The organism is Alistipes sp. i18-0019-D1, assembly GCF_042852885.1.
GTDB lineage: Bacteria > Bacteroidota > Bacteroidia > Bacteroidales > Rikenellaceae > Alistipes.
The window spans coordinates 2,696,327-2,713,922 of the sequence record NZ_AP031424.1; the positions used below are offsets into that span (position 1 = coordinate 2,696,327).

The following is a 17,596-nucleotide window of genomic DNA, read 5'->3' on the forward strand; positions in this document are numbered from 1 at the left end:
GGTAAGAGGCGGGTTATTTTTCGGGGGCGCCGAAGCCCACCACGACGATTTCGTCGAGACTGCCCTTCGGCTTTTCAGTCCGTTCGGACGTTTTGCCGTCTGCGCCCTGAATCCGAAAATCCACGGGCACGGTGAGTTTCACCCGGACGGCCTGGCCGCGCTGCTCGCCGGGCGTCCATGCTCCGGCGGGCGAGGAGGCGATCACGCGGCGGGCCTCGTCGGCAAGCGGTTTGCCGGGCGACTGCAAGATTTGGATGTCGCTTACCGAGCCGTCCTTTTCGATGACGAACGATGCGACGACGCGCCCGTAGAGTTTCGCTTTCAGCGCCTCTGCCGGATATTTTATGTGCATCTGTATCCAGTTGCGGAAGGCTGTGATGTCGCCGCCCCGGAACGAGGGCATGACCTCGGCGATGAGAAACGGACTGTCTTCAGCGGTCGCGGAGGCGGTTTTGACCGTTCCGGTTTTCTCGTCGAAAGCGGCTTCGTCCGTCGTTTTCTCGGTCTTGGTGCGGAAATCGACGGGCAGCGTATATTTCACGCTCACCTTCTCGCCGCGCTGCTCGCCGGGCGTCCATGCTCCGGTGGGCGAGGAGGCGATCACGCGGCGGGCCTCGTCGGCAAGCAGTTTGTCGGGCGACTGCAAGATCTGGATGTTGCTTACCGAGCCGTCCTTTTCGATGGTGAACGTCACGACCACGCGGCCCTGGATGTTCCGTTTCACGGCCTCGGCGGGGTATTGGAGGTGTTCCTGCACCCAGGTGCGGAATGCGTTGAGGTTGCCGCCTTGGAACAAGGGCATCTTTTCGGCGATCAGAAACGGCATGTCTTCCGTGGATGCGGAGGTGATTTCGACCGACCCGGTTTTCTCGTTGAAAACGACTTCGTCAGTCGCCGGTTTGCCTGTGCCTTTGGTGGTGACCACGATCACGCCGTTTTTACCCCGCGAACCGTATACTGCGATGGAGGACTGATTTTTGAGGACGCTGATCCGTTCGATCGTATTGGGGTAGATGTCGTCGATGCTCGCTTGCTCGACGCCGTCGACGACAAAGATCGGACCCGGTTTTCCGCCGCTGTCGGGCGAGGACTTTCGGTTCGTTCGGTCGCTTTCGGGGGAGAGCAGAACGACATAGTCGCTCTGATCGCCGACCTCGACCGAGGCGGGCCGGTAGTCGGGATAGCTTATCTTCAGCACGGCGCCTTCGGGAGCCTCGATCCGGGCGTGTCCTGCGGCGTCGGCTACGACGCCCTTTTTCGTGCCCGAGATCACCACGGCAGCCCCGACGGCCACCCTCGCGATCCGGCCGTCCGCGTCGGCCAGGTTGATTGTCAGCGAGGCTTTCCGCATGGAGGCGTTTTCGTTGCCCGCGGCGGTTTTGTTGTCGCCGGGGGTGACGCTGACCGCGTCGAGGTTATTGTCTTCCGCCTTCAGCGCAATCACATGGCTTTCCGCTCCGGATTTATCGGAGACGCGGATTTTCTGCGTTTCGAAGCCCACATAGGAGATTGTCAGTTCGTTGCCGGGGGCCGCTGAAATCTGTGCCGTGCCCTCCTTGCCGGTCACGGTTCCGACGTTCGATCCGCTGATCAGCACGATTGCGCCCGGGAGCGGTTTGCCGTTCTGGAGGACGGTTAGGGAGACTTTTTTATCCGCCGCGTCCCGGGACACCGTTTCGTCGGCCGGGACCTTGGCGGTCTCTGCAATCCGGACCTCGGCGGCGCGCGTGGTCAGCGAGAAAGCGCACAGGAGCCCTATCACGGCGGGAAGCGTGCCCGCCAGCCGCAGCAGGGAGTGCCTGCCGGAAGTTTTTGTTGTCATCATTTTAAAGCGTTTTTTGGTTAAGGAATCCCGCAGCCCGTTGGCTATTTCCGGACTATAACCGAATAGCTGCCTGAATATGGTTTTCATGTAATGTTCGATGTCGTACCCTTCGGCCAGCACGTCGCTGTCGGCTTCGAACTCCTCGGCTTCGGTGAGCCGCCGTGCGGCGAGCCATACGAAGGGGTTCCACCACAGCGCGGCCTTCATGCACTCCATCGCCACGCGCTCGGCGGAGTGGCGGTGGGCGACGTGGCTCGCCTCGTGGGCCACGATGGCCTGCAACTCGCCGGCCGGGATCTGGTCCCAGACGTAGATCGAACGGAAGAACGAGAACGACGCGATCCGCTGCGGGGTGCGCACGAGCGTGAAACGCTCTGTGCGGGTGATCGCCGCGCCGCGCCGCAGCCGGCGGATGCGCACGACCTGCCACAGCATGACCCCCGCGACCAGTCCGACCCCGATCAGGTACACCGTCAGGCACACCGTTTCGGGCGTGACGGCCGGAGCCGCCTCTTCGACCACTTCTGCGGTCCATTCGGTCGCGGGCAGGGCGACCGTCGGGGCGACCTCGACCACCTCGCCCGGCCAGACGGGGATGCGCAGCAGCGGGATGACCGCCGCCAGGAGAGTCGATGCGAGCAGGTAGGCTCTGCACCAGCCGAACCGCACGCGCCGGTCGAGCAGGATGGCGTAGGCGGCCAGCAGCACGCCGCTGCAGGCCAGCACTTCGAGGGCGTAGATGGCAAGGGTTTTCATGGCGGGCTATTTTTTGGCGTTGCGCATGATTTCGAGGATTTCGTCCATCTCCCGGGCGGGGATGTTCTCATGGCGCGAGAAGAACGATACCAGCTGGGCCAGCGAACCGTCGAAATAGTTGGAAAGCATCGACGACATGACGCCCCGGGCATACTCCTCGCGGCCGATCAGCGGAAAGTAGCGGTGGCTCTTGCCCTCGGCCCTGTGGCTGACGAAGCCTTTGTTCTCCAGGATTTTGAGGAACGTGGCGACGGTGGTGTACTTGGGGTGGGGTTCGTCGGTCCGGGCGATGATGTCGTTGACCACCGCGTCGCCCAGCCGCCAGAGAATCTGCATGATCTCCTCCTCGCCGCGAGTCAGTTCCGAAATGTTGGTATCCATGGTTATTGTGCTTTTGTGTCTGTTATCCTGTTTCCGGTCCGTTTCCGGTCCGCCGTAGGCCGTCGAATGCCGCCTGCGGGAATGTTGTCAATGCAAGTTTACTACTAAATTTTTAGTAAAACAAATTTTTGATCTAAAAAATTAGTAGACGGGGCGAAAATAATGGATACCTATATTTATATATTTATAAAAGAGGTGGCGCGGAGAAGCCGGAGGCGAGGATGGCGGTGAATAACAGCGGATGGAAGGGCGGCGGGGAGGAGCAGACAGGAACGAATGAAGTGGGACGGTGCGGAGAAGATGTGGAGAGTGTGGAGGTCGATGGCGTGGATCGGAGATTGCGGCGGGCGGCGGAAAAGCCGTTTACAGAATCCACCGACAGGTTTCCGCGCGGCTGCGTTCGCGGAATCCGCATTTGAGGAGCAGGCGCTGCGAGGCGAGGCCGTCGGTGTTGGTTTCGGCGGTGACATGCCGGACGCCTTCCTGCCGCAAAGCCCAGGCGCACAAGGCTTCGACGGCCTCGCGCATGTAGCCGTTGCGTTCGAATGCGCGGCCCAGTCCGTAGCCGATTTCGACACAGCCTTCCGGATCGGGACGCTCCTTGAAGACCGCCGAGCCGACGACCGTACGGTCGGTTTTACGGATGAGAAACCAGAAGCTGTGCCATTGCGGACTGGCCGCGTCGGCGAGGGTCGCGGTGCGTTGCATTTCGACGATAGTCCGGAAATCGCCGGCAAGCGGTTCGGCCCGGTAGCGGCACTCCAGCCTCCGTTCCAGCCGGGGCAGGTCGTCCAGCCACAGCATCAACTGCTCCGGTGTCAGAAGCCGGATTTCCAGCCGGGCGGTGTCGGTCTGCATGGCGGGAAAGCCGGGTTATCGGAGTTGTCTTTCGGCCTCGTTGTCCTTCTCCGCCTTGTCGTCCTCCTCCCAGTCGAACCACGGGAATTCGCGCCGGCCGCCCAGCGCGAAGCGCGTGTAGGTGATCGGAAGCCCCATCTCGAGAAAACGGGTTTCGTAGGCCGTCTTGACCGAAAGCACTTCGTCGGCGAATCCCGAGCCGTAGATGTCCGCTTCGGAGACCTCGCACGTCAGTCCGTAATGGCGGATGACCTCGCCGGTGTAGGCGTAGAGGTGCTTGGAGTCGGTCTTGAGGTTGATCCGCCCGTCGGGCCGGAGCAGGCGGGCGTAACAGGCCAGGTAGAGCGGCGAAGTGAGGCGTTTCTTGGCCCGCCGGGTCTTGAGCTGCGGATCGGGGAAGGTGATCCAGATTTCGGAGATTTCATTTTCGGCGAACAGCGCGTCGATGAACTCGATGCGTGTGCGCAGGAAGCCTACGTTGTGCATCCTGCGGTCCGTGGCGGTCTTCGCGCCGCGCCACATGCGTGCGCCCTTGATGTCGATGCCGATGTAGTTGCGCAGCGGATCGCGCTGGGCCAGTGCGACGGTGTATTCGCCCTTGCCGCAGCCCAGTTCCAGTACGATGGGGTTGTCGTTGCGGAAGAAATCACGGTTCCAGTTCCCTTTGAGCGGGTGGTCGCGGCGGAACACCTCGTCGAATTCGGGTTGTACGAAACATTCGAAAGTCAGGTTCTCGCGGAACCTGCGGAGCTTGTCTTTGCCCATAGTGGTATGTTGTTCCGCCGGACTGCGGGGTCGGCAGGGCGGTGATGTGTTTTCGGTTATCTGCTTTCCTGCAGGTCGATGCCGACGGCCTCGACCCCACGGACGGGGCGGACCGGCGTGACCGAGCAGCGGTAGTCGCCGTGCTGCGTGAGGCGGATTCGGCGGCGGTAGGGGATCACGGCCTCGCGCATCAGGGCCGCGGGACCTTCCGGGCGCGGGATGGCGAGCAGGAACCACTCCCCGAAGCGGAGCGAATCGGGTGTTACGGTGGCGATGCGTACCGTCAGCGTGTCTTCCGCGAAGCGGTCGTTGCAGCGCAGGAAGATCACGGCGTCGCGCAACGACACGGTGTCGGCGTTCGGCAGGCGGATTTCGGCCCGTGAGTCCCACCGGGCGGGGCTGACGTCGGTTGCCGCCGACTGGTGCGGCGAAATGCAGCTCCCGGCCAGAAGCGCGGCCGCCACGGCCGCAATATGCCCTGCCGAGCGTTTCACCGCGCTATTGGTTTTGAGGCGTTCCGCCGTTATTGCCGCTGCCTGTGCTCCCGCCTCTGTTGCCGTTATTGCCGACCGGGGCGTTCCCTCCGTTTCCGCTGTTGTTCCCGTTGTCGCCATTGCCGCGCCGGCGGTTGCGGTTGTTGCGGCTGCGGTTTCCGCCCTCGCGGCTGCCTCCGTTGCTTTCGCGGGGTTCGCGTCCGTTGCTTTCGGCCCGGTTGCTATTCTCGCCGCGGTTGTTGCCGTTGCGCGGACGTTCGCCGTTGCCGCCGTTCTGGCGCTCTCCGCCGTTGCCGCCGTTGCGCGGTCGGTCGTTGCGGCGCGGCTGCCGGTCGGGACGGCCGGACTGCCCTTCACGCGGCTGGCGGCTCTCCCCGCCGGACTCCTGCGGTGTCTGTCCGTTCTGTCCTGCGGGACGTCCCTGTTCGCCGCGGCCCTTGCTGTTGCGGCCGCCGCGCTTGCGGCGTTTAGCCTGGTCGAAGCGGGTGATGCTGTCCTCCTCCGAACGGTAGGTCGGTTCCTCGGCGTCCGTCCGGATGTCGTCGGCGTCCTGCAACCGTTCGACCTTCTTGCCCTGGCGGTTCAGCGCCATGATCTCCCGCACGCGCGAGACGGGCAGCGTCGTGACGTTGGCCATCGCCTCCTTCGACGAGGAGAAGGTCATCGTCCCGGCCAGCACGTCGCTCTTGACGCAGAACCATTCGCCTTCGGCGGCCTGCAACGGCTCGCGCAGGCGCGGGAAGTCCCGGCGGGCGTCGACGTAGGTGTCGTATTCGTACATCATGCAGCACTTGAGCTTCGAGCACTGCCCGGCGAGTTTCTGGGGGTTGAGCGAAATGTCCTGCACGCGCGCGGCCCCGGTCGTGACGCTCGAAAAGCTCGACATCCACGACGCGCAGCACAATTCGCGGCCGCAGGCGCCCAGTCCCCCGATGCGCCCGGCCTCCTGGCGGGCGCCGATCTGCTTCATCTCGATGCGGATGTGGAACCGTTCGGCGAAGACCTTGATCAGCTCGCGGAAGTCCACGCGCTCGTCGGCGATGTAGTAGAAGATGGCCTTGATCTTGTCGCCCTGGTATTCCACGTCGCCGATCTTCATGTTCAGGCCCATGTCGGCGGCGATCTGCCGCGAGGCGATCATCGTCTCGTGCTCCAGCGCGATGGCCTCCTGCCACTTTTCGATGTCGTAGGGCTTGGCCTTGCGGTAGATCTTCTTGTATTCGCCGTTGTAGGGGTTGAATCCCGTGCGGCGCATCTGGCGCGCCACCAGGTCGCCCGTGAGCGACACGACGCCGATGTCGTGGCCCGGCGACGCCTCGACGGCCACGATGTCGCCCCGTTTGAGGTCGAGGTTGTTGACGTTCTGGTAGAACGAACGGCGGGTGTTCTTGAAACGCACCTCGACGATGTCGCTCGGCATGTTGACCGGGTACTCGTCGAGCCAGGCCGTTTCGTGGAGCTTGAAGCATCCGTCGCAGAGTTTGGCTTCCGGCTCCGAGCCGCAGTTACAAAAGGCGCACCCGCGGCCCACTTCGGGTTTGCAGGCGCCCGTATGTTGTTTTTCGGTATCCATTATCGGGTATAATTTGCGTAAAGATACGAAAAATATTTTATTTCGTTACGTAGAGTTTGCGGATGCTGCGGCGGATGCGCACGATCATCATGACCGCCGCGGCCGACAGCCCGAACGAGAAGCCCAGGAAAAGCCCCGAAGGACCCATGCCCATCGTGAAGCCGAACAGGTAGCCCACCGGGAGGTTCAGCAGCCAGTACGACACGAAGGCGATCGGCATGATGATCTTCACGTCCTGGATACCCCGCAGGATGCCTACCGAGACGTTCTGAATGCCGTCCGAGAGCTGGTAGAGCGCCGCGAAGACCATCAGGTTCGAGGCGATGGCTATCACCTCGGCGTTGGTGGTGAAGAAAGTCGGGATGATGTTGCGCATCGTGATGAAAACCAGCGCCGCGAGGGCGTTCCACGCCAGCACGAGGTGGTACGACGCCTTGGCCGCGAGCGACAGCTGGCCGATGTCGCGCGCGCCGTAGCAGTGCGACACGCGGATGGTGGTGGCCGCGCCGATCGACATGACGATCATGAAGGCGCAGTTGCCGATGGTCGTGGCGATCTGGTTGGCGCTCATCGTCTCCTTGTTGAACCACCCCATCATGATTCCCGTGCCGACGAAGGCCGAGGCTTCGAGGAACATCTGCATCGAGATCGGCAGGCCCATGTGCAGCAACTGTTTGACCGATGTCCACGAGTAGTTGCGCGGCGAGAAGCCTTCGAGGTAGACGCGGTATTTGCTGCGGCTGTAAAAGTAACCGATCATCAGTATCGGGGCGATGATGCGCGACATCAGCGTGCCCAGGCCCGCGCCTTCGGCGCCCATCTCGGGGAATCCGTAGCGGCCGTAGATGAACACCCAGTTGAAACCGATGTTCGCCAGGTTGGCCGCGATCGTGACCACCATCTCGACCTTCGTGTTGCCCACGCCTTCGAGGAACTGCTTGAAGGTGAAGAACAGCATGATGAACGGCATGCTCCACACCAGCATCCTGTAATAGGGGATGGCCATGTCGACCACTTCGGCGGGCTGGCCGAGGTGGTACATCAGCGGAATGACGGCGTACTGCACGGCGGCCATCGCCACGCCCAGCAGTCCGTAGAAGAGGATGCCGTTTTGCAGCAGCCCCGACGATTTCTCGCGGTCGCCCTGTGCGTAGAGTTCGCCCACGAGGGGTGTCATGCCCAGTGCGATGCCGATGGCGGCGATGAAGAGGATGAAGAAGACGGCGCCGCCGAACGAGACGGCGGCCAGCGGCGTGGGGTCGCTGCCGCCGTAGCGGCCGACCATCAGGTTGTCGGCGACCTGCGTGAGGATCTGCCCCAGCTGTGTCAGCACCACGGGCAGCGCCAGCCGCAGGTTGGCCTTGTATTGGTCTTTGTATGTTGCGAAACTGTACATTCGATTCGGGTATTGAGGTGCAAAGATAGCCATTTCCGGCGGGATTGCAATTCGCAAACCCCTTCCGGAGCCGAAAAAGCGTCGGAAGGGGCTGCGAAGGTTGCGTGCGGTGCGAATCAGTAGGGCAGTTCGATGCGGATGCAGCAGCCCCCGCTGTATTCGGGACAGACGCGGATGTCGCCCCCGAGGCGGGTGACGATCAGGCGGCAGAGGTAAAGCCCGATGCCCGAACCGGGTTTGAAGGGGTCGACCTTGGTGAAGCGTTCGAACACCCACTCCTGCTTTTCGGGCGGGATGCCGATGCCCGTGTCGCTGACGCTGATTTGCAGCGTGCGCCGGGATTCGTCGTTGCGGCAACGGAGCGTGATGCGTCCTGCGGCGGTGAACTTGGCGGCGTTATGCAGCAGGTTGTCGAGGACGCGCGTCAGGTAGAAGGCGTTGGTGGGTATCTCGATGCCCTCTTCCACCGCTTCGTAGGCGTAGCCGACCGCCGGATTGTCGCCGAGCTGCCTCTGCAGCTCCAGCCGTTCGGCGCAGAGCAGGCAGATGTCGGTCTGGGCGACCGGGAGCGGGTCTTCGGTGCTGATGAGCTGCGAAAGTTCCAGCATGTTTTCCAGCAGGACGGTCAGGGCCTTGGTGCTCTTCCCGATCTCGGTCTGAAAGGCCTGCCGGGCCGTGGGGTCCTGTTCCGTGAGCAGCAGTTCGGAAAAGCCGTTGATGGCGTTCAGCGGCGTGCGTATCTCGTGGCACATCGAGTTGATGAAGGCGGTCTTCATCCGTTCGCTCTCCTGGGCGCGGCGGCTCTGGCGCTGCGCCTCTTCGCTGGCCGCCATGAACTGCGTGCGCGCCAGTTTCAGCCGCCGGACCATCGCCTGCTGGTAGACGGCCCAGCCGGCGAGCAGCAGCAGCACGATGCCGCCGGCCATAAGCAGGAAGAATTTGCTGCGGTCGGCCAGCCGTACCTTTTCGAGTTCGAGGCGGTTGACGTCGTAGAGCGCCTGCATCTCGGCCAGTTTGCTTTGCGCCTGGTCCATGCGGCTGTAATAACGGAAGTCGTTGCCTTCCCGCACGGCTTTGAGTGCCTTTTCGTAATCGCCCGCCTTTTCATACATGTGCGACTGCGCTATGTAGATGGAGCCGAGATCCGCCTTCTTGCCGGTCTGGGCATAGTGGGTCAGCAGCGAATCCATGTAGGCTGCGGTCCGCTCGTAGTCGCCCGCATGCTGGTAATAACGGGCGCTGGTGTTGTATATCTCCTCGCGGTCGTCGCGCCCGTGCGCCAGCTCCATGCATTTGTTGTAGTAGTCATCCACCTCCTCCCGGGCGAGGAGGTCGCCCAGGAAGACCATCTTGCCGTAAGACCGCATCAGGTATTCCGACGAGTCGCGGCGGGGGCGTTCGAAACGCGTGTCGGCCGCCATCCATGCACGGTGCAGGTCGATGCACCGGCCGATCTGCCCGGCGGCGCGCGGATCGTCGGCGTAGAGGTAGATGTCCGCAAGTTCCTCGCGGCAGAGTTTTTCGAAGTGGACGCGTTCCTCCAGCGGGTATTTTTCGAGCTTGGCGAGAGCCTGCTCCACATAGGGGATGGCCTGGAGGATGTTGCCGTAGGCTTCGGTGGCGATCGACGAATAGTCGATGGAGAGTCCCGTGAGGAACTCCCATTCGATCTCCTCCTCGGGGGTGAGGCTGCCCGGCTGCCGTTCGCGGAACTCCGCCAGCGCGCGGTCGATCGCTTCGAACGAGTTGGCCACCGACATCTGCTTCCAGAGCCAGAAGGCGTTGAGCGATGCGCGGAACAGCGCGAAGCGGCGGTCGGGCAGGAGGCTGTCCGCAAGGCGGACGTACTCCAAAGCCCGTTCGGGCTGCTTCGCCGAGAACCCCTGCACGAGCCGGTCCAGCGCCTCCCGGCATCCGTAGTCGTCTCCGGCCCCGGCGGCTTCGGTGAGTGCGGCTTCCCAGTAGACGGCGGCGAGCGCCGTGCTGTCGGTGCAGAGGTCGGCCAGCCGGACATAGGTCTGCTCCCGTTCGGCAGGCGTGCGTGCCCGGGACAGCGCCGCGGACAGGCTGTCGGCTTCAGTGGTTGCGGAGAGCGCCGTCGCCGCGGCGCAGAGAGTCATGAACAGGGACCCGGTGAGGGCTTTCAAAGAAATCGGACGCATTCGGTTTCAGTGAGGAGATATGAAAAATTCACACAAATTTAGGAAAAATGGAAAATTTCGCATCGTTTCCCGCTGGAAAAATGCAAAAAGGGGCCGGGAAGCGATCCCGGTCCCTCTCTGTAAGCGGTCGGTTATGCCACGCGCAGCTTCACGCCGTGGCCCTTGTCCGACTCCACGACCACGGTGTCGCCCTCGTGGAGCTTGCCGTCGATGATCAGCGCCGAGAGCGGTTCCTCGACGTTGTCCATCAGCGTCCGCTTGAGCGAACGCACGCCGTAGCGCGATTCGTAGCCCATGGCCGCCAGCCGTCGCTTGGCTCCGTCGGTGATCTTCACCTTATAGCCCAGCCTGCCCGTGCGGGCCATCAGTCCCTGCAACTCCAGGTCGACGATCCGTTCCACGTCGGCGATTTCCAGCGTGCGGAACAGCACGATGTCGTCGATACGGTTGAGGAATTCCGGGGCGAAGGTCTGCTCCAGCGCCTTGCGGTACTCGCTCTGGGGCGTCACGTCGGCTACGGCGCTCTTCGAGGTGGTGCTGTAACCCACCTGCACCGATTTCCGGACCACGGCCCGCGAACCCACGTTCGAGGTCATGATGATGATCGTGTTCCGGAAGTCGACCTTGCGTCCCGAGCCGTCGGTGAGGTGCCCTTCGTCGAAGATCTGCAGCATGGCGTTGAAGACCTCGGGGTGGGCCTTTTCGATCTCGTCGAAGAGCACCACGGCGTAGGGCTGACGACGCACGGCCTCCGTTAACTGGCCTCCTTCGCCGTAACCGACGTATCCCGGGGGCGAGCCGATCAGGCGCGCCACGTTGTGTTTTTCGCCGTATTCGCTCATGTCGATCCGGATCAGCCCGCGGCGCTCGTCGAACAGCCATTTCGACACCTCCTTGGCCAGCAGCGTCTTGCCGACGCCCGTGGGGCCGACGAAGAGGAAGACGCCGATGGGGCGGTTTTCGTCCTTCAGTCCGGCACGCGAACGGCGGATGGTGCGCGAAATCTTCTCCACGGCCTCCTGCTGTCCCACGACACGCTTGGCGAGGTGTTCGCGCAGGGTTTGCAGACGGCTCATCTCGCCCCCCGAGACGCGCTCCGCAGGGATGCCCGTCATGGCGGTAATCACCTCCTGGATATGCCCTGCGGTGATCTCCACGGGGTTGCTTTCGAGCGAGCGTTTCCATTCGGCGCGGCTTTCGCCCAGCTTCGAGCGCAGCGCGATCTCCCGCATGCGCGCCGAGGCGGCCTTCTCGTAGACCAGTGCCTCGACCGCTTCGCGGCGCTCGCGTTTGGCGTCGTTGAGCGCCGTTTTCATGGCCCGCAGCTCCTCCGGTTCGCGTGCCGACCGGAGGTGCGCCCGCGAGCCGGCCTCGTCCAGCACGTCGATGGCCTTGTCGGGGAAATAGCGGTCGGTGATGTAACGCCCGGTGAGCGTCACGCAGGCCTGCAACGCCTCCTCGGTGTAACGCACCTTGTGGTGGCGTTCGTAGTGGGGCGCGATGTTGCGCAGGATCTGGAGCGTCTGCTCGGGCGTCGTCGGCTCGATCACGACCTTCTGGAAATGGCGTTCGAGGGCCGAGTCGGTCTCGATGTTCTCGCGGTACTCGTCGAGCGTCGTGGCGCCGATGGTTTGCAGTTCGCCGCGCGCGAGGGCCGGTTTGAGGATGTTGGCCGTGTCGAGGCTGCCCTGCGTGGAGCCGGCGCCCACGATGGTGTGTATCTCGTCGATGAAGATGATCGTGTCCTTGGCCTTGCGCAGTTCGTCCAGAAGCTGCTGCATGCGCTCCTCGAACTCGCCACGGAACTTCGTGCCCGCCACGAGCGACGAGACGTCGAGCGAAAAGAGCGTCTTGTCGGCGATGGTGTAGGGAACCTCGCCGCGCGCGATGCGCAGCGCCAGCCCCTCGACGATGGCGCTCTTGCCCACGCCGGCCTCGCCGATCAGGATCGGGTTGTTCTTCTTGCGGCGCGAGAGGATCTGCACCACGCGTTCGATCTCCTGCTCGCGGCCTATGACCGGATCGATCTTCCCTTCGCGTGCCTGGCGCGTGAGGTTCACGCCGAACTTGTCCAGCAGGTGGGCCGGGCTTTTCTCCCCGGCCTTGTTCTCCTCGCCGAAGTCGAGCATGTGAACCTGGACTTCGGTGCGGAAGTCGTCGCCCACGGCGAATTTCTGCAGGTCCTCGGACACGCTGTCGGCCGTCACGCCGTACATCTCCAGCACGCGTGCGGTCGCCGTCGAACGGTCGCTGACGATGGCCAGCAGCGCGTGGGCCGTCGATACGCTCCGGGCGACGCCCGGCATTGCGAGCAGTTCCTCGGTGAAATCGCGGTAATATTCCTCGGGCGACCGGGTCTCCTGCTGTTTGGCGGTGATTACCTCGCGTTCGATGCGCAGGCGCACCTGATAAAGCTCCCAGTCCTTGAGCCGGGAGGATAAAAGCTGGTAGGCGAGCGACCCCTCTTCGCGGAGCAGCTCCAGCGTGAGGAAATCCTTGAGCGAATGCGTCATTCCCGCCTTCGTAGTGTTGAATGCCGAGCGGGCGATGATGCCCTCCAGCGTTTTCGAAATCTTCAATTGCATGTTGCGTCGTCGTTATGAATTCGCTATACTAACGTGAGCGCGTATGTGATTATTATGCGGCCGTTTTTGTTTAGCGCCTGAACTGTGGTGGCTGACACAGAGGCGTTTCCGTCGGGGAGGTATTTTCGGGACGGTCCCAAGGCTTCGGGTTTACTGGCTGACCTTCAATGCCTTGCGGGCTGTATTGGAGTGCTTTCGGGCGGAATTGTATAGGGTTGCCTTTTTTGTAGTGCGACTTGCCGGAATGTTCCGGGCATTTCGCTGACGATCACCAAAATCCGGCCGGAATGCGTTTCCGGCCTTTTGGGGTATAAAATTTTATTTCGGGTGATTTCGTGACGGAAAAGGCTCTCCTGAACACTCCTTTTTAGTTCTCCGTCTTTTTAGCTCTCCGTCCGCCGGGTCTTTATTTGCGGGGCCACTCGCCGACCTCCATGTCGCGCATGTCGCTGCCGTCGATCGTAAGGCGCACGGCCGTGCGGACCTTGTGGAATCCGAACTCCCCGGCGGCGCCGGGATTGACTGCCAGCAGGTCGTAGACGGGATCGTAGACGACCTTGAGGATGTGGGAATGCCCGGCGATGAAGAGTTTCGGGTGCACGGACTGGATTTTCTGTACGGCGCGCGGATCGTAATGGCGTGGATAACCCCCGATGTGGGTCATCAGCACCTGCACCCTTTCGCATTCGAAAGCCAGGAATGCGGGGTAGACGCGGCGGGTCATGCCGCCGTCGATATTGCCGCTCACGGCACGCAGCGGTTTGAAGGCGGCGATCCGGTCGGCGAGTTCGATCGAGCCGATGTCGCCCGCATGCCAGATTTCGTCCACGTCTTTCAGAAATGCGCGGAGCGTGTCGTCGAAGGTTCCGTGGGTGTCGGAGATGATGCCGATGCGTTTCATTTGTATTTGTCTTTCCACAACTGCGCCATCCGTTCGGCGATTTTCGCCTCGGCGGCGTTCTGCGTGTCGGGTTCGTAGAACTTCGTGCCCGAAAGGCTCTCGGGCAGGAACTCCTGCTCGGCGAAATGCCCGGCGTAGTCGTGAGCGTATTTATAGCCCTTGCCGTAGCCCGCCTTGTCCATCAGGCGGGTCGGGGCGTTGCGCAGGTGCAGCGGCACGGGACGGTTCGTGGTGTCGCGCTCGACCAGCGACATCGCCTTGTTGATGGCCATGTAGGCCGAATTGCTCTTGGGGCTGGTGGCCAGGTAGATCGTCGTCTCGGCCAGCGTGATGCGCGCTTCGGGCATGCCGATCTTGTGTACCGTGTCGAAGCAGGCGTTGGCCAGCAGCAGGGCGTTGGGATTGGCCAGCCCGATGTCCTCCGAGGCCAGGATCACCAGCCGCCGGGCCAGGAACCGAGGCTCCTCGCCCCCGGCAAGCATCCGCGCCAGGTAGTAGATCGCGGCGTTGGGGTCGCTGCCGCGGACCGATTTGATGAAGGCCGAAATGACGTCGTAGTGCTGTTCGCCGTTCTTGTCGTAGAGGGCGATGTTCTGCTGGAGGCAGTCGGTGACGTACTGGTCGGTGATCGTCACCTTGCCGTCGGTGGCCCCGACGACGATTTCGAGGATGTTGAGCAGCTTGCGCGCGTCGCCGCCCGAGAAGCGGAACAGCGCGCCGGTCTCCGCGACTTCGATCCGGCGTTCCTTGAGTTCCGTGTCGGTCGTCAGGGCACGGTCGAGCAGTGTTTGCAGGTCCTTGTCTTCGAGCGACTTGAGGATGTAGACCTGGCAGCGGCTCAACAGCGGCGAGATCACTTCGAACGAGGGGTTTTCGGTCGTCGCGCCGATGAGCGTGAAGACGCCCTGCTCGACGGCTCCCAGCAGCGAATCCTGCTGCGATTTGTTGAAGCGGTGGATTTCGTCGATGAACAGCAGCGGGGCCTTCTGGTCGAAGAACCGCTGCTTGCGCGCCGACTCGATTACCTCGCGCACATCCTTCACGCCCGACGTAACGGCCGAGAGGGTGAAGAACGGACGTTCCAACTGCGTGGCGACGATCTTCGCCAGCGTGGTCTTGCCCACGCCGGGAGGTCCCCAGAGGATGAACGACGGGACGTTGCCCGTCTCGAAGAACTTGCGGAACACCCCGTTTTTGCCCACGAGGTGCTCCTGCCCGATGTATTCGTCGATCGTGCGGGGGCGTAGTCGTTCGGCTAAAGGAATGTTCGGCATAATTAATATCGGTGCTTTGGGGCTTCAAATATACGAAATTCCGGGAATAATTCCTATATTTGCCCTACATACTGACAAACACGGAAAGTGTAAGTCTGTTCCCGAATCGTGAACGTAGGAAATTCACTTGGGTTGGGAGTAGGCACGCATCTTGCCGCGTCGTATCCGTATCTCGCGGATATAGGCGTGGGAGCTGTCGCTTATTTTATTCCCAAGGTATCCTACGACCTACGATTCTGAAATAAGACTTCGGCACCACGCTTTCTTTATATGTGGGTTGCAAAGGGTGTCTTGCGGCAAACTTAAACTGATTCTCATGAAGGCAAAAACTCGGTATAATGATTTTACCGGTACGGTCGCCGCCGATATCAGCGATTACCTCGAAAAGGGATATCTGAATGCGTTGATTCCCGGAAGTGTCCGTGAAGCGGAACGTTATACGGTCGTGGGATTTGAATTCTACGCGCATTATGACGAAATGATCTTCGCGCTTTTGTGTCGTGACATGCTGGCAGAAACCGACGATTCGCTGGTTGCCATTGAAACTTCCTGCGACCTCTCCTCGTTTTTCAACCTCTTCAAACGATTCAACTTGAATCTGCTGCCCGGAGGTTCCGAAAAGTTCGTCGTGAAGATGCGGATAAAAGCGTGATTTGGGAGATTCAACCCGGGATGAAAACAACGGCAGGCGGACTTCTCGTCCGCCTGCCGTATGCTGTCAGTTTTCCGGGTTATTCCTCCGGCTTCTTCAATTCCAGATACAACTCATCGAGCTGCGTCTGGTCGATGTAACCCGGGGCGTCGAGCATCACGTCGCGGCCGGCGTTGTTCTTCGGGAAGGCGATGTAGTCGCGGATCGACTCCGACCCGCCGAACAGCGAGCACAGGCGGTCGAAACCGAACGCCAGTCCGCCGTGAGGGGGCGCGCCGTACTTGAAGGCGTTCATCAGGAAGCCGAAGCGCTTCTGCGCCTCGTCGGGCGTGAAGCCCAGCAGTTCGAACATCTTCTCCTGCAACTTCGAGTCGTGGATACGGATCGAACCGCCGCCGATCTCCGTGCCGTTGCAGACGAAGTCGTAGGCGTTGGCACGCACGCGGCCCGGGTCGCTGTCGAGGAATTCGACGTCCTCGAGTTTGGGCGAGGTGAAGGGGTGGTGCACGGCGTAGTAACGCTGCGTCTCGTCGTCCCACTCGAACAGCGGGAAATCCACCACCCACAGCGGGGCGAACTTCTGCGGGTCGCGCAGGCCCAGCTGCTGGGCCACTTCGAGGCGCAGGGCGCAGAGCTGCGTCAGCGTCTTGAACTTCTTGCCGCAGAGGATGAAGACCATGTCCCCGGCCACAGCGCCGCAGCGCTCGGCCATGGCGCGCACCTCCTCGGGGGAGTAGAACTTGTCGACCGACGACTTCACGCAGCCCTCCTCGACGCGAATCCAGACGAGGCCCTTGGCGCCGATCTGCTGCCGCTTGACGAACTCCGTCAGCGAGTCGATCTGTTTGCGGGTGTATGCGGCGCAGCCCGTGGCGGCGAATCCGGTGATGTATTCGGCCTCGTCGAAGACCGGGAAGCCGTGACCCTTGGCCAGGTCGGTGATGTCCGCGAACTCCATGCCGAACCGCAGGTCGGGTTTGTCCGAGCCGTATTTCTCCATCGCCTCGATCCACGGCATGCGGCGCAGCGGCTCGGTCAGTTCGATGTTCATCACGTGTTTGAACATGTGCTTGGCCCAGCGTTCGAAAATCTCCAGCACGTCCTCCTGCTCGACGAACGACATTTCGCAGTCGATCTGCGTGAACTCGGGCTGGCGGTCGGCGCGCAGGTCTTCGTCGCGGAAGCAGCGCACGATCTGGAAATACTTGTCGTAGCCGGCGACCATCAGCAGCTGCTTGAGCGTCTGCGGCGATTGGGGCAGGGCGTAGAACTGGTTGGGCGACATGCGGCTCGGCACGACGAAGTCGCGGGCGCCCTCGGGCGTCGAACCCACCAGGCAGGGGGTTTCGATTTCGAGGAATCCCTCGTCCGAAAGGAAGCGGCGGATCTCCTGGGCCATTTTGTGGCGCAGGATCATGTTGCGTTGCAGGGGCGGACGCCGCAGGTCGAGGTAACGGTACTTCATGCGCAGGTCGTCGCCGCCGTCCGAGACCTCCTCGATGGTGAAGGGGGGCACTTCGGCTTCGTGCAGGATGACCACCTTCTCGGCCGTGACCTCGATGTCGCCCGTCGGCATTTTGGGGTTCTTCGACTGCCGCTCGACGACCTTGCCGACGACCTGGATGACCCACTCGCGGCCCACGCGGCAGACCGTTTCGCGCGCCTCGGCGGGGGAGTGCTCCTCGACGACGATCTGGGTGATGCCGTAACGGTCCCTCAAGTCGATGAAGGTCATGGCGCCGAGGTTCCTCACTTTTTGCACCCATCCGGCCAGGGTGACGGTTTGGTTGACGTTGCAGGCCCGGAGGCAGCCGCAGGTATGGGTTCTGTACATATGAAATTTATTTTGTACGATTTACGTTTTGTTCTTGTAACCTGCAAAGTTAAATAAAAGTCCCGAGAAAAAGGAAACGGAACGGGTATTTTATTTGCGTTCCCGGTCCGGCGGGAAGTGAAAAAGCGCTGCGCGGAAGA

Annotated in this window: 13 protein-coding genes; 1 reads left to right on the plus strand and 12 read right to left on the minus strand. The window is 61.9% G+C overall.

Annotated elements, in window-relative coordinates:
• Window positions 1-13: 13 nt before the first annotated feature.
• The 11 genes from ACGHP5_RS11400 to ACGHP5_RS11450 all read right to left on the minus strand — a co-directional run bounded on the left by ACGHP5_RS11400 (window position 14) and on the right by ACGHP5_RS11450 (window position 14,970).
• Complete coding sequence (locus ACGHP5_RS11400) at window positions 14-2,581, minus strand: TonB family protein (protein ID WP_390566848.1); 2,568 nt, start codon at window positions 2,579-2,581, stop codon at window positions 14-16.
• 6 nt (window positions 2,582-2,587) lie between these two features.
• Window positions 2,588-2,962: a BlaI/MecI/CopY family transcriptional regulator gene (locus ACGHP5_RS11405; RefSeq protein ID WP_290532488.1), complete on the minus strand. Its 375-nt coding sequence runs from the start codon at window positions 2,960-2,962 to the stop codon at window positions 2,588-2,590.
• A gap of 363 nt (window positions 2,963-3,325) precedes the next feature.
• Complete coding sequence (locus tag ACGHP5_RS11410) at window positions 3,326-3,820, minus strand: GNAT family N-acetyltransferase (RefSeq protein WP_390566850.1); 495 nt, start codon at window positions 3,818-3,820, stop codon at window positions 3,326-3,328.
• A gap of 15 nt (window positions 3,821-3,835) precedes the next feature.
• Window positions 3,836-4,585 carry a tRNA (guanosine(46)-N7)-methyltransferase TrmB gene (gene trmB, locus ACGHP5_RS11415; protein WP_295904837.1) on the minus strand — a complete coding sequence of 250 codons (750 nt, stop codon included), beginning with the start codon at window positions 4,583-4,585 and terminating at the stop codon, window positions 3,836-3,838.
• 56 nt (window positions 4,586-4,641) lie between these two features.
• Complete coding sequence (locus ACGHP5_RS11420; protein ID WP_290532485.1) at window positions 4,642-5,079, minus strand: hypothetical protein; 438 nt, start codon at window positions 5,077-5,079, stop codon at window positions 4,642-4,644.
• Between the two features lie 4 nt (window positions 5,080-5,083).
• On the minus strand, window positions 5,084-6,652 hold the full coding sequence (ricT, locus tag ACGHP5_RS11425; protein ID WP_390566853.1) for a regulatory iron-sulfur-containing complex subunit RicT: 1,569 nt from the start codon (window positions 6,650-6,652) through the stop codon (window positions 5,084-5,086).
• Between the two features lie 37 nt (window positions 6,653-6,689).
• A complete protein-coding gene (locus ACGHP5_RS11430; protein WP_290532483.1) occupies window positions 6,690-8,048 on the minus strand; it encodes an MATE family efflux transporter in 1,359 nt (452 codons plus the stop codon).
• Window positions 8,049-8,164: 116 nt separating this feature from the next.
• Window positions 8,165-10,210, minus strand: a complete 2,046-nt coding sequence (locus tag ACGHP5_RS11435) for an ATP-binding protein (protein WP_390566855.1) — start codon at window positions 10,208-10,210, stop codon at window positions 8,165-8,167.
• Window positions 10,211-10,341: 131 nt separating this feature from the next.
• A complete protein-coding gene (locus ACGHP5_RS11440; RefSeq protein WP_390566857.1) occupies window positions 10,342-12,795 on the minus strand; it encodes an ATP-dependent Clp protease ATP-binding subunit in 2,454 nt (817 codons plus the stop codon).
• A 406-nt stretch (window positions 12,796-13,201) separates the two neighbouring features.
• On the minus strand, window positions 13,202-13,696 hold the full coding sequence (locus tag ACGHP5_RS11445; protein ID WP_290532480.1) for a metallophosphoesterase: 495 nt from the start codon (window positions 13,694-13,696) through the stop codon (window positions 13,202-13,204).
• The gene (locus tag ACGHP5_RS11450; protein WP_390566859.1) at window positions 13,693-14,970 is read right to left on the minus strand and encodes a replication-associated recombination protein A; all 1,278 of its coding nucleotides are present in this window, start codon (window positions 14,968-14,970) and stop codon (window positions 13,693-13,695) included. Before ACGHP5_RS11450 ends, ACGHP5_RS11445 begins: the two co-directional genes overlap by 4 nt.
• 316 nt (window positions 14,971-15,286) lie before the next feature.
• Here ACGHP5_RS11450 and ACGHP5_RS11455 point away from each other — a divergent pair, with 316 nt between their 5' ends.
• Window positions 15,287-15,622 (plus strand): hypothetical protein, encoded by a 336-nt coding sequence (locus ACGHP5_RS11455; RefSeq protein WP_295904819.1) that lies wholly within the window; start codon window positions 15,287-15,289, stop codon window positions 15,620-15,622.
• Window positions 15,623-15,701: 79 nt separating this feature from the next.
• Here ACGHP5_RS11455 and aspS read toward each other — a convergent pair whose 3' ends face one another.
• Window positions 15,702-17,456: an aspartate--tRNA ligase gene (gene aspS / locus ACGHP5_RS11460; RefSeq protein ID WP_390566861.1), complete on the minus strand. Its 1,755-nt coding sequence runs from the start codon at window positions 17,454-17,456 to the stop codon at window positions 15,702-15,704.
• Between the last annotated feature and the right edge of the window lie 140 nt (window positions 17,457-17,596).